10 protein-coding genes and 3 pseudogenes are annotated in these 11,839 nt (G+C 70.4%); 5 read left to right on the top strand and 8 right to left on the bottom strand.

What is annotated here, in order from left to right; translation table 11 throughout:
- Nucleotides 1–80: 80 nt before the first annotated feature.
- Nucleotides 81–617 (top strand): universal stress protein, encoded by a 537-nt coding sequence (locus tag OG568_RS04040; protein WP_329530299.1) that lies wholly within the window; start codon nt 81–83, stop codon nt 615–617.
- On the opposite strand, the gene OG568_RS04045 is transcribed toward OG568_RS04040, so the two are convergent.
- Both OG568_RS04045 and OG568_RS04050 read right to left on the bottom strand, forming a co-directional pair.
- Nucleotides 565–975, bottom strand: coding sequence for an NAD-binding protein (locus OG568_RS04045; RefSeq protein WP_329530300.1), 411 nt, complete (start codon nt 973–975; stop codon nt 565–567). The genes OG568_RS04040 and OG568_RS04045 overlap by 53 nt on opposite strands.
- Nucleotides 976–1,205: 230 nt before the next feature.
- A complete protein-coding gene (locus tag OG568_RS04050) occupies nt 1,206–3,749 on the bottom strand; it encodes an ATP-binding protein (protein ID WP_329536251.1) in 2,544 nt (847 codons plus the stop codon).
- A 256-nt stretch (nt 3,750–4,005) separates the two neighbouring features.
- Between OG568_RS04050 and OG568_RS04055 the strand changes: the two genes are divergently transcribed.
- Nucleotides 4,006–5,598, top strand: coding sequence for a Na+/H+ antiporter (locus OG568_RS04055; protein ID WP_329530301.1), 1,593 nt, complete (start codon nt 4,006–4,008; stop codon nt 5,596–5,598).
- A gap of 134 nt (nt 5,599–5,732) precedes the next feature.
- Here OG568_RS04055 and OG568_RS04060 read toward each other — a convergent pair whose 3' ends face one another.
- The 3 genes from OG568_RS04060 to OG568_RS04070 form a co-directional block, all read right to left on the bottom strand.
- Complete coding sequence (locus tag OG568_RS04060; protein WP_329530302.1) at nt 5,733–6,455, bottom strand: cation transporter; 723 nt, start codon at nt 6,453–6,455, stop codon at nt 5,733–5,735.
- Entirely contained in the window at nt 6,455–6,790 is a 336-nt protein-coding gene (locus OG568_RS04065; protein ID WP_329530303.1) for an ArsR/SmtB family transcription factor, read from the bottom strand. The genes OG568_RS04060 and OG568_RS04065 overlap by 1 nt, the downstream gene beginning before the upstream one ends.
- Nucleotides 6,791–6,865: 75 nt before the next feature.
- Nucleotides 6,866–8,278: a DUF308 domain-containing protein gene (locus OG568_RS04070; protein WP_329530304.1), complete on the bottom strand. Its 1,413-nt coding sequence runs from the start codon at nt 8,276–8,278 to the stop codon at nt 6,866–6,868.
- A 674-nt stretch (nt 8,279–8,952) separates the two neighbouring features.
- On the opposite strand from OG568_RS04070, the pseudogene OG568_RS04075 reads away from it, so the two are divergent.
- Both OG568_RS04075 and OG568_RS04080 read left to right on the top strand, forming a co-directional pair.
- Nucleotides 8,953–9,345, top strand: a pseudogene (locus OG568_RS04075) (potassium-transporting ATPase subunit B); the annotation flags it as partial.
- Nucleotides 9,332–9,502 (top strand): annotated as a pseudogene (locus tag OG568_RS04080) (GNAT family N-acetyltransferase); the annotation flags it as partial. The pseudogenes OG568_RS04075 and OG568_RS04080, both read left to right, overlap by 14 nt.
- Nucleotides 9,503–9,944: 442 nt before the next feature.
- Here the strand turns inward: OG568_RS04080 and OG568_RS04085 are convergent.
- Nucleotides 9,945–10,151, bottom strand: a complete 207-nt coding sequence (locus OG568_RS04085) for a hypothetical protein (RefSeq protein ID WP_329530305.1) — start codon at nt 10,149–10,151, stop codon at nt 9,945–9,947.
- A gap of 184 nt (nt 10,152–10,335) precedes the next feature.
- Nucleotides 10,336–11,001 carry a DUF4097 family beta strand repeat-containing protein gene (locus OG568_RS04090; protein WP_329536252.1) on the bottom strand — a complete coding sequence of 222 codons (666 nt, stop codon included), beginning with the start codon at nt 10,999–11,001 and terminating at the stop codon, nt 10,336–10,338.
- A gap of 195 nt (nt 11,002–11,196) precedes the next feature.
- Here OG568_RS04090 and OG568_RS04095 point away from each other — a divergent pair.
- Nucleotides 11,197–11,353 (top strand): annotated as a pseudogene (locus OG568_RS04095) (MarR family transcriptional regulator); the annotation flags it as partial.
- Between the two features lie 153 nt (nt 11,354–11,506).
- On the opposite strand, the gene OG568_RS04100 reads toward OG568_RS04095, so the two are convergent.
- Nucleotides 11,507–11,809 (bottom strand): hypothetical protein, encoded by a 303-nt coding sequence (locus tag OG568_RS04100; RefSeq protein ID WP_329536655.1) that lies wholly within the window; start codon nt 11,807–11,809, stop codon nt 11,507–11,509.
- Nucleotides 11,810–11,839 lie beyond the last annotated feature (30 nt).

Raw genomic sequence — 11,839 nt, forward strand, 5'->3', positions numbered from 1 at the left:
AGAGCCGTCCGCACCCGCCCTCGGGGACTTCCATGAGACTCGAATGTCTGTGTGGATGCACGCCGAGGGGTGATCGAGCGATGAGCAATGCCAAGGGGCGGCGCGTCGTTGCCGGAGGGAGTGGTTCGCTGGGGAGCCTGGCGGCTCTGCACCAGGCCGCGGACGAGGCTCGCCGCACCGATGCCGAACTGCTGGTCGTCCTCGCCTGGGAACCACCCGGCGGTGACCTCGCCAACCGGCGCTCGATCTGCCTGGTGCCGATGGCCAGCCTCCGGCGGGATGCGGGCCAGCGGCTGCTCGCCGCTCTCGACACGGCCTTCGGCGACACCGGGCCCGGGGTTCCGTACCAGGGGCTGGTCGTCTGGGGCACACCGGGGCGCGCGCTGGTCGAGACCGCTGACCAGGGCGACGACCTCCTCGTGGTCGGCGTGGGGTGCCGCGGAAGGCTGCGCCGCGCTCTGTTCCCGTCCGTCGCCCGGTACTGCCTCGCACACGCCGCCTGCCCCGTGCTGGCGGTGCCGCCTTCGCCCTTGGAGAGCGAGCTCGCCTCCGTGCACCGTCGCATCAGCCTGCGGATGCCGCTCGACGCCCGGGAGCTGACGGACAGCAGGCCCTGACCGACCCGGACGCGTCGGGGTTGAGGCCCCGTGCCAGGAGCGCCGCGGTCATGTTGACCTGGTCGTCGCCGTAGGTCAGCGCGAGGGCCGCGGCCCGCTGCACGCCGGCGGCCCGCAGGGTCTGTTCATCGGGGTGCGCCGACACCAGTAGCTCGATGGGCGAGTGCGGGTCACGGTGCAGCGCGGCGATCTCGGCGCCGTGCTCGTCGCGCCGGGAGGGTAATACGACGGTGACGGCCTCGCCGCACACGGCGTCCAGTTCGACGGCGAGCCGGTGCGCGAGCCCGTCGTCACCGCAGATCACCATGTGCTGGGAGCGGGGGCCGAGTTCCGCGCGGAGATGGAGAGTTGACGTCACGTCAGTCAAGAACGGCGGGGCGGACGCAGCCAGTTCCTGGTGGGCGACGGTTCGGCGTCAACGTTCCGTATGCGTCTGAAATCTCATCCGTCTCATCCGTCTCATCCGTCTCGTCCCGTATGCGTCCGTCAGCCGCGCCGACGTGAAAATAGCCGGTCATCACGCCGCCACCTCCTGCGCTCATCACAACGGCTCCGAGCCCCCGCGCCCTGGTACGCCCCTTTCGAGGCTCATACGCTGCCTCCCACGCTCTGCGTACCACCGGGCTGCTCCGCTCGCTCGGCGAAGGGCAGCGACAGCACCATGGTCAGGCCCCCGCCGGGAGTGTCTTCCGGGGTGAGTGTGCCGTCCATCGCTTCGGTCAGGCCCCGCGAGAGGGCCAGGCCCAGGCCGAGTCCGGTGGTGTTGTCGGTGTCGCCGAGGCGTTGGAAGGGTTCGAAGAGGCGGTCACGGTCATTGGGGGGCAGGCCGGGGCCCCGGTCGACGACGCGCACCTCGACGCGGCCCGCGTGGGCGCTCGCGGTCAGCAGCACCTTGCGCCCGGCCGGGGTGTGGCGGGCCGCGTTGCCGACGAGGTTGGCGATCACCCGCTCCAGCAAGGGCGGGTCGGCCAGCACAGCCGGAACCTCCTCCAGGTCCGCCACCTCGACTTCGGAGGTGTCGGCCAGCGCGGCCGGAAGGACCTCTTCCAATGCCGTGGCCCGCATGTTCAACGTGAGCGCGCCCGCCTGGAGGCGGCTGAGGTCGAGCAGGTTCTCCACCAAGCGGTTCAGCTTGGCCATGGACTCGTCCGCGGTGGCGAGGAGTTCGTCCCGGTCCTCGTCGGAGAACTCCACGTCCCGGCTGCGCAGCGAGGCGACGGCCGCCCAGCCGGCGGCGAGCGGGGTCCGCAGGTCGTGGCCGACCGCCCGCAACAACGCCGTACGCATCCGGTCGGCGGCCCTGACCGGCTCCACCTCGGCGGCCACCTCCGCGAGCCGGGCCCGCTCGACCGCCGACCCCACATGCGCGGCGAAGGCCGCGAGGACGCGCCGCTCGGAAGAGGGCAGGGTGCGACCGCGCAGGACGAGAAAGGCGCCGGGACCCGCGGGCACGGCCGTCACGCCGTCCTCTCCGGGCGGCTCGTCCACCAGTTCCGCGGAGTCCATGCCGAAGGTCTCGCGGGTCCGCTCCACCAGCGCCGGAATGGTCGCTCCGCCCCGCACGATGGTGCCGGCGAGCGAGGACATCGTCTCCGCCTCCGCCGTGGCGCGGGCCGAGCGCCGTGACAGGCGCAGCGAGCGGTCCACGACAGCAGCCACTATGGCGGCGACCACCGCGAAGACCGCCAGCGCCAGCAGCGCGTTCGGGTCGTCCAGCGTGAACTGGCCGATGGGCGGGATGAACCAGTAGTTGAGCAAGAGGGACGCGGTGACCGAGGCGATCACCGCCGAGACGACCCCGCCTATGCAGGCCACACCGACCACGGTGAGCAGGAACAGCAGCGCCTCACTGGTGAGGTTGAGCCGGTCCCGGGCCCAGTCGAGATCGAGCAGGAAGGTGAGTGCCACGGGCAGCAGCAGCCCGGCGACCGGACCCGCGATCCTGCGTACGGTCGAGAGGGTGCGCCGCCGCGAGGGCAGCAGCGTGCCGCGTCCGGCGCGTTCGTGCGTGACCGTGTGGATGTCGATGTCGCCGGAGAGTTCGACGACCGTCTCACCGGTGCCGCGTCCGGTGACGAAGCGTTCGAGGCGGCCGCGGCGGCTGGTGCCGAGGACGAGCTGGGTGGCGTTCTCGGCGCGGGCGAAGTCGACGAGGGCGGTGGGCACGTCGTCGCCGACGACCGAGTGGTAGGTCCCGCCGAGGTCCTCGATGAGCCGCCGCTGCCGGGCGAGTGAGGCGTGCGAGGCACCCGCGGCGAGACCGTCGCTGCGGGTCACGTGCACGGCGAGCAGATCGCCGCCCGCGGACCGGTCGGCGATCCGGGCGGCCCGCCGGACGAGGGTGTCCCCCTCGGGCCCCCCGGTGAGCGCGACCACGACCCGCTCCCGGATCTCCCACACCCCGCCGATGCCGTGCTCCGAGCGGTACGACTGCAGCGCCTCGTCCACCCGGTCGGCCACCCACAACAGGGCGAGCTGGCGCAGCGCGGTCAGGTTGCCGGGGCGGAAGTAGTTGGCGAGGGCGGCATCGACCTTCTCGGGCGCGTAGATGTTGCCGTGCGCCATCCGGCGGCGCAGTCCCTCCGGCGGAATGTCCACGAGCTCGATCTGCTGGGCTCGTCGTACGACCTCGTCGGGCACCGTCTCACGCTGGGGCACCCGCGTGATCTTCTCGACGACGTCGTTGAGGGACTCCAGGTGCTGGATGTTGAGCGCCGTGATGACGTCGATCCCGGCGGCGAGGAGTTCCTCGATGTCCTGCCGGCGCTTGGCGTTACGGCCGCCTCCCGGCACATTGCTGTGGGCGATCTCGTCCACCAGCGCGACCTGTGGGCGGCGTGCGAGGACCGCGGCCAGGTCCATCTCCTCGAACTCCCCGCCACGGTAGGCGCAGGGCGCACGCCGGATGACCTCCAGGCCGTCGAGCATCGCCTCCGTGCCCGGGCGCCCGTGGCACTCCACAAACCCCACCACCACATCGGCGCCGCGCGCCGCCCTGCGTCGCCCCTCGTCGAGCATGCGGTAGGTCTTGCCCACGCCCGGGGCCGCCCCCAGGTAGACCTTCAGACGACCGGGCCGTACGTCACCCGCACCGGGCCGTACCTCACCCCCACCGGTCCGTACGTCACTCATATCGGTCCGTACGTCACTCATCGCAGCCGATGTGCTCCGCTCACTGGAGATCAATTCCCCAAAGGGAAGGGTCACTTCCCTCACCGAAGCGCTTGTGCGAGTCGTTCGGCGCGCTCATTGACGCATTCTTGGCGCCGGTCACGTGGACGTTGACACTGCTTTGACGGGCCCTGGCCCGATAGGGTGAAAGCGGTGTGCCGGGAAGTCTGGTCGGCAGGGAGCCACAAGGTCTCCTTCTCATGGCCAAAGGGATGGCATGCGCAGTGTAGGAACGGTCCTGGCTCTCGTGGTCCTCGCCACCGTGGTGGCCACCTTCGCACGCCGTTGGCGGATCCCCGCGCCCTCCCTGCTCGTGGTCGCGGGCCTCGCCGTCGCACTGCTACCGGGCACGCCGGAGATCCAGATCAGCCCCGAGATCATCGGCCTCGTCGTACTGCCGCCCCTTCTGTACGCAAGTGCCGAGGAACTGCCCTGGCGTGAACTGCGCGCCGTATGGAAGCCGGTCGGGGTGCTCTCCATCGGACTGGTACTGGCCTCGGCGGCGGCCGTCGGCGCGGTGGCGTCCCTGATCACTCCGCTGTCCTGGCAGATGGCACTGGTACTCGGCGCGGTGCTCGCCAGCACCGACCCGGTCGCGGTCACCGCTCTCGGCAGACGACTCGCACTGCCGCCCAAGGTCCAGGTCCTGGTCCAGGCCGAGAGCCTCTTCAACGACGCGACCTCCCTCGTCCTCTTTCGGGTCGCGGTGAGCGTCGCCGTTGCCTCGGCGGCGGTCGGCTGGGGTTCTGCGGCAAGCGAGTTCGCGCTGCTGGCGGGTGGCGGCATGGTCATCGGCGGGGCCGTCGCGGGCGTGGTGGCACTGATCCGGCGGCGCACCGAGGACCCGGTCCTGGAGACTGTGATCGCCCTCGTCACGCCCTACGCGGCCTACGTCCTGGCCGAGGCCGTACACGCGTCAGGTGTCACCTCAGTGGTGGTGGCCGGAGTCGTCCTCGGCGGCCGGGGCGATCGCCTCACCAACGCCCGCATACGCCTTCAACTGCACGCGGTCTACGGCACAGTGGTCTTCCTGCTGGAGAGCGTGGTGTTCTCGCTCATCGGGTTGGCTCTGCCGGCCCAGGTGCGAGCCCTGTCCGACGGCAGCCGGGCCTGGCCGCTGTACGCGCTCGCCGTCGCCGCCACGCTGATTGCCATGCGCATATTGTGGCTGGCGCCCTTGTCGGCCGTGGTGCAGCGCAAGGGCGGTATCCAGCGCATGAACTGGCGGGTGCCGGTCGTACTGACCTGGGCGGGCACCCGCGGCGTAGTCCCCCTGGCCGCCGCCCTGTCCATCCCGGTGGCCACGAAGACCGGGGCCACGCTCACGGAACGCCCGCTGGTCCTCGTCCTGACCACGTCGGTCGTGGTCGCCACCCTGGTCGTGCAGGGCTTCACGCTGGCACCTGTCGTACGCCGCTCGGGCATCGCACTCGAACCCGACCACACCGAACGCGAGGAGGCCCAGGCCCGCTGCAGCCTGGCCAACGCGGGCCTGAGCCGCCTGGACGAGATCTCCGAACTGGAGGCCGTCCCCGACGTCGTCCTCGACCGCCTCCGCCGCGGCCTGACAGCTCGCCTCGACGACGCGAGCGACCGCCTCGGACAGGCCGACGGCGACGACACCCCGACAGAATCCGCCGACCTCACCTATCGCCAGCTACGACGCGACCTGATCACGGTCGAGGAGGCCGAGCTCCGGCGCCTGTACGACGAACACCGCATCAGCGACCCCACCCGTCGCCGCCTGCAACGCTCGCTGGACTTGGAGGAGGCGCGACTCGCGGACGCTTGCGGGCTGCCCCGCGATTGATTTGGGGTTCCGGCTTGGGGGGGGGTCGGCTGGTGGGTGATGAGCGGGACACTCCGGATTCCCCCTCGAGCTCAAGCTGTTCCCCCAGACCTGTTCTTGTTCACCACGCTGCGTCACCCTGCCTCGGTGGACGGTCAGTTGCGGCAGCCGCAGCCGGGACGGCAGCCACACGCGTCCTCGGCATCGGTGTCGGCGGCGGCGCTGGCCGGGACCGTCGCGGCTTGGGGCGCGCAGCATCCTTTGCCCTGCCAGGCATCACGGCCCTCCTTGACCGCGACGACGGAGATGACGAGGGCGGCGATGGGGTCGGCCCAGGACCAGCCGAGGGCGGCGTTGAGGACCAGGCCGACAAGGAGCACGGCCGAGAGGTACGTGCACAGCAGGGTCTGCTTGGAGTCGGCGACCGCACTGGCGGAGCCCAGTTCGCGGCCCGCGCGACGCTGGGCGGCGGACAGGAACGGCATCACCGCCAGGGAGAGGGCCGCGAGCACGATGCCGGGGACGGAGCGTTCGGCCTCGCCTGTTCCTGCCAGGGCGCGGACGGCGTCGACGGTGACGTACAGGGCGAGCGCGAAGAACGACACCGCGATGATCCGCAGAGTGGTCTTCTCTCGTGCCTCGCGCACCGCGTGCTCACGGGCGGAGAACTGCCAGGCGACCGCTGCGGCCGAGGAGACCTCGATGACCGAGTCGAGGCCGAAGCCGACCAATGCGGTGGAGGAGGCGAGAGTGCCGGCGGTGAGGGCGACGACCGCCTCGATGACGTTGTAGGTGATCGTCGTGGCGACCAGCAGACGTATCCGACGGGCCAGCAGATCGCGGCGGGCCGGGGAGGGTCCGAGGGATATCGCGGTCATCAGCAGCACCCCTTGTCATCGGCTTCGACGCAGGTGCGGTCGGTCTCGACGGCCACCACGGCCGTGCGCAGGTCGTCGAGCGCGTGCCCGAGGCGTTCGTCGGCGAGCTCGTAGCGGGTGCGGCGGCCGTCGGGCACGGTGACGACCAGGCCGCAGTCACGTAGGCAGGCGAGGTGGTTGGACAGCCGGGTGCGGGAGATGCCCAGTGTGTCGGCGAGATCGGCAGGGTATGCCGGGGCATCACGCAGTGCGAGCAGAATGCGGCAGCGGATCGGGTCGGCGAGCGCACGGCCGAACCGGGTCAGCACGTCGATGTCGGAGACAACAGTCAGCACACTTCGACAGTACACGTAGTCCTGAATTCAGGAAGTCATGAACTCCACTCTTTGTCCGACGGCCCGCCGGGCGCCTCAGCGGAACTCTGCGAGCCGCGGCCGCAGCCCGAGGGCGGTGAGCGCGGCCGCCGAGACGAGGGCTGCCAGGGCCCCGGGCAGCAGATCCCCCACTGCCGAGCGGCCGGCCTGGACCGAGGCGGTGAAGTGCCGGCGGTTGATGTCGGTGACCTTGTCCAGCGCCGTCATCCACGCCCCGAAGTGCGCGTTGGACGTGCCCGCCTCCCAGCCGATGCAGAACCCGACGGCCTCGCGTTCCTTGCCCTGCGCGAGCAGTGCGCGGATCTTGCGGTCGTCGCGCTGGTAGACGGCGTACGTCTCGACCGTCTTCTCCGCCCCGGCCCGCTCGCCGGCGAAGGTGATGTTGTCGAGTTCTCGCCGGAACTCGCCGGTGAAGCGCAGGTCGCCGTGGTCGGAACGGTACGCCTGCCACGTCGTGGCCAGTTCGTCGTCGTACGTGGTGAGGGTCGCGCCCTTGAGCCCGTACAGCTCCTGCGACTTGGTGAGGAACGCCTGCGCGTACTGCTCGCGGCGCTCGGGGTCCAGCAGATAGCGGCTCTCGTCGGCGTTCGCGTCGTAGGCGATCGCGCGGGCACGGGAGAGCGCGACGACGGAGTCGAACGCATCTCGCCGTGCCCCGCGCAGGTGCTCGGCGGTGGCCGACAGCGCCTGGACGCCGAAGAGGACGGCGAGCACCGCGCAGACCGTGGCGGACAGGACGCCGGGGTTGAGGATCCGGTGGAAACGGCGGGCCAGGTACCACTGGAGGACGCCGAGCGAGACGAGGAACAGTATGCCGAGGACGACGGCGACGACGAGCTGGGTCGCCAGGGTCGAACGGGCCTGCGCGTACCGCGTGTTGAACGCACTGTTGTTGGAGTCCACCAACTTCCTTGCGCCAGGCAGGAGGTGGTTCTGCAGCAGGTCGGTGGCCTTGCGGTAGTCCGCGAGTGCGGCCGGTCTGCCGCCGGTGCGGGCGTCGTTCTCCAGGGCGCGGCCTATCAGCTCCTGGTACTCGGCGAAGTCGTCGGTCAGGGACTCCACGGTGTGCTCGTCGGTGCGGTCGCCCTGGGCGGCGACGGCGAGCGTGCGCAGGTCGTGGCCGATGGCGCGACGCGCGTCACCGTAGAAGCCGACCGCCTTCTCGTACGGCGTCGCCAGACGCCCCTTGCCCGCGTTCCCGCTGGACAGCAGGAGGTTGGCGGCCTGCGCGTCCATGTCGTTCAGGGCGAGGTCGAGGTCGGCGGCACTGATGGTGCGCGGCGCGTCACTGTCGGCGACGCTGTCCCAGGTGCTGGTCGCGGCGAGCCCGGCCAGCGCGAGCAACAGAGCCAGGGCCGCGGCGAGCGAGACCGTGGCCACGCGCAGGAGACGCAGCCGCCCGGGCAGGGAAGCCCAGTAGCGGCGGCGCAGAGCGGCCCACGCGGCCACGGTCTCGCGACGGAGGCGACGCCTCCGGGGGCCCGTCCGCGCCCCCCCTGGCCGCGGACCTGGCTGACCCCCAGGCGGGACGACCGGTCCGTGCTGTGGCTGTGGTTGTGCCTGTGCGACAGTCCCGGCCCCCGCCTCAGAACTGCGCGTGGTACCGGCCGTGATAGTCACGAGCCCTCCAACGTCACGCCACGGACGGTCGCCCGTGTCCCCGTACCGCTCAGTCTGGGACCGGTTTCGGCCACCGACGTCGTCCGTTGATGATCTCCTGACGCTTCCTCAGGTGACCTTGACGAGGCCTTGATGTCGCCCGTCGACCGGCCGTAAGAGAGGCGCAAATTCCATGCTCGACCGGGCGGTTCGCAGGTGCGGCCGGGCTAGATTTCCCCTCGGTCGCCGGAGAGGCCGCGGACGTCAGTGACATGACGGCTTCACCCCGGAAGCACCCTCGGATGCCTTCCTCGCCCGAAGGCATCCGAATGGCCTCCCGGCGGCCGAGCACGCGGCGGCGTTCTCGTCGTCATCGCGCCGCCGACGCCCGTGCGCAGCTCTGCGGTGCCGTGACCCCGGCACCGCAGAGCCCGGCGGCCACCACACGCTCTGTCAGCCCGACCGGTCGCCGGCGTGCCTCTGTGCGCGTGGGTCCGGTTCCCCACCGAGGCACGAAGGTCCCGATGATTCCCGCCGCTCCCCTCCAACCCCCGCCGTCCCGCCCTCGGCGCGACCCTCGGCCCGGATCGGAGGGAGGGGTGAAACGCCGAGCACCGAGCGGTCTGTTCGAACCCGCACAGCTCGTGCAGTCCTTCCCCGAGGCGCTGCGCAAACTGCACCCGCGGGTCCTGGTGAAGAACCCGGTGCTGTTCGTCGTGTCCGTGGGAGCCGTCCTCACGACCCTGTCCGCGGTACTCCACCCCGCCGTCTTCACCTGGGTCATCAGTGCCTGGCTGTGGCTGACGGTGATCTTCGCCAACCTCGCCGAGGCCGTCGCCGAAGGCCGTGGCAAGGCACAGGCCGAGTCGCTGCGCAGAGCCCGTACGGACACGGTCGCGCTACGCCTGCGCCACTGGAACTATCGCGGCCCGCGGCCACACCGCGAGCTGGTCCTGCTCCCGCGACAACCGCCCCAGCCGCCTGCTCGCCTGGACCGCCGGTTTCCGACTGGAGCGCGAGTACGTTCACTACGTGGCCGGAAGTCCGACGCGGCGCGACCACCTCATCGCATAGCCTCCGCATCACCGCACGTCCCGGACCAGACACGCGCGCGGGAAAGGGATCCGAAGCGACCAGGACCTCCCTCCTCACCCTGCCGATCCTCGACGGCGGCCACGAGCTGACGATCCGCAAGCTGAAGCTGCGGGAGGACTCCTCCATCCGCTGCTCCATCACCCCGCCGCTGCCCGACGCCGACAGCGCCCCGACCCCTGACGGAATCCGCACCGAGGGTTGCCTCACCGGTCGGCCCGTCCCAACTCCAGAAGCGCACGTCCGCCTCATCCGCGTCACGTTCGTCCAAGGCAGCCGCGAGACGGCGCACGACATGGCGTTGCGCATTCGCCCCTGAAACACCTCTCCCGGCGCCCCTTTCGGCGAGCCGTGAGGGCGACCATCTCGCCCACCGCACCAGCCCGGGCCTGTGGATCACTGGCTGCCTACGCCCCGCGCCCCTTCAGGGCGCCGCCGAACCGCACCGGCCGGAAGCCTGACCCGGAAGGCCGCCCCGGACGGCTGCCTCGAAGGAGTAGTCCGCGGAACGCTTCGATTTCCTGTCGCGGGCCCGCTCGTCGTAGGTGATGTGCCGCCACCCTGTCCCCAGTTCACAGATGACCCGCCGCCAGTACCCCTGAGTGGCGAACTGGTCATCGAGGTAGACCACAGTGATCGCTCCCCCTGGTCGCGCGAGAGCGCCTTGTCCTACTTCTCCAGGCCCCGCAACTTCTCCAGGCCCTGCCATGTGGATCGCGGGCTCCTCGGGACGGACGGCCGGGTCCTCGGCGACGACCGAGGGGATCTCGATCGCGGTGGGCCCGGCCGGATGGTCCTGGTCCTGTCCTGCTCGTTCAGAGGCTGCGGGCGGTGATGTCGCCGCGGGAGGTGGTGGCGCGGATGTCGAGTTCGGCGGTGCCGTCGTTCTTGAGGGCGTTGCTGACGCGGCCGTGGTCGGTGCCGGCGCCCAGGGCGGCCGAGACACCGGCGGCAGCGGCGACCGAGATGTCGCCGGACTGGGTGCGGAGCACGACCGTGCCACCCACGGCCTCGGCGATCCGGATGTCACCCCTCGCGGTGCTGATCTCCGCGGAGCCGCCCAGCCGGCCGACCTCCACGTCGCCGTCGACCGCGGTGAGGCGGACACTCGCGGCCTCGTCGATCTTGATCCGGCGGTACGCGCCTTCGAAGACGACGTCACCGAGGCGCCCGACGCCGCGGAGCTCGGCGCTGGCGGCCCTGGCCTCGACGCGGGAGCCGGCAGGCAGCTGGACGGTGACCTCCAGGGATCCGGAGGGGCCGAAGAGCTGCTTGTCGGCGGCCTTGGCCGAGATCCGCAGGACGCCGTCGGCGTAGGCGACTTCCGTCTGCTCAGCGGCCTTGATGTCGCGGCTCTTGGAAGGGTCCGCGGGCAAGACCTCGACCGTGGTGTCGGCGCGGTCTGCCGCGATGAACTGGACGCGTCCGGCAGGGATGTCCAGGACGGCGGAGATCGGGGCGGGGGTGTCGAACTTCTGCATCATGCTCTCCCGTACTCGCTCGTTGTTTCTGACACCGGAAACGCTACGTTGCTTTCCAGATTCAGACAACATTCCCGTTGCGTCAAATTGGCGTCGTTGCAGGTCAAGGCAAGGAAACTGTTGCAACGGCCTTGAGACTAATGCAACGACAGCCACTCCCGGTCATTGCAATGAGCGAGAAGTGAACGCTATGGTGAGGGCCTCCCCTACGCCGAGATCGCCCGACGCCTCGACCGTCCGACCTCACGGACGCGACGCCGAGGCCGTGACCGAGTACGAGGAGACGTTCACCACCGTCCTCATGGCTTCGGGCCTGACCAAGATGTCGGCCCAGGTGCCGACTTGTCTGTTCACTGGGTTCAAAAGCGCCGCATATACGTCCGCGAGGAGGTCCCTTCGCCACCGGTTGCCGCCGCTCGGTCGCCAAGGTGATCGTGCGGCGGGCACAGCAAGCCACCCGGGGGTGGCCGCGCGTGGGCGGGCGCAGCCACCTCGTCCGGTGTGGTCAGCCGACCGTGACCTTGAAGGGGCTTCCGTTACGGACGCCCAGGGCCGCCCTCACCACCAGGGGGTCCGACGAACCATCCACCGTGAACTCGGCCCTGCCGATACCCAGGCGGGCGGATTTCTGTCCGCGGTAGCGGAAGTACACGGCTATTTCGTGCGGACCCGTGGTGACCGGGATTTCCGTCGTACCCCACTGCGCCGCAGATTCGGTCCCGTCGACGTCCAAGAACGGGCGGGTGAAAGCCAGGTGGAAGGGTCGGGCTATCCATGAGGGGCGAATCTCGATGCTCAGTCGGGCCATCACTCAATCCTTGTCGTTGTATTTCTGTTT

The sequence above is a fragment of the Streptomyces sp. NBC_01450 genome (genome assembly GCF_036227505.1).
Taxonomy (GTDB): Bacteria; Actinomycetota; Actinomycetes; order Streptomycetales; family Streptomycetaceae; genus Streptomyces.

What these genes read in the sequence shown, in the direction of transcription:
- OG568_RS04040 (WP_329530299.1), top strand. Translation starts at nt 81, where the DNA reads ATGAGCAATGCCAAGGGGCGGCGCGTCGTTGCCGGAGGGAGTGGTTCG.
- OG568_RS04050 (WP_329536251.1), bottom strand. Translation starts at nt 3,749, where the DNA reads ATGAGTGACGTACGGACCGGTGGGGGTGAGGTACGGCCCGGTGCGGGT.
- OG568_RS04055 (WP_329530301.1), top strand. Translation starts at nt 4,006, where the DNA reads ATGCGCAGTGTAGGAACGGTCCTGGCTCTCGTGGTCCTCGCCACCGTG.
- OG568_RS04060 (WP_329530302.1), bottom strand. Translation starts at nt 6,455, where the DNA reads ATGACCGCGATATCCCTCGGACCCTCCCCGGCCCGCCGCGATCTGCTG.
- OG568_RS04090 (WP_329536252.1), bottom strand. Translation starts at nt 11,001, where the DNA reads ATGCAGAAGTTCGACACCCCCGCCCCGATCTCCGCCGTCCTGGACATC.
- OG568_RS04100 (WP_329536655.1), bottom strand. Translation starts at nt 11,809, where the DNA reads ATGGCCCGACTGAGCATCGAGATTCGCCCCTCATGGATAGCCCGACCC.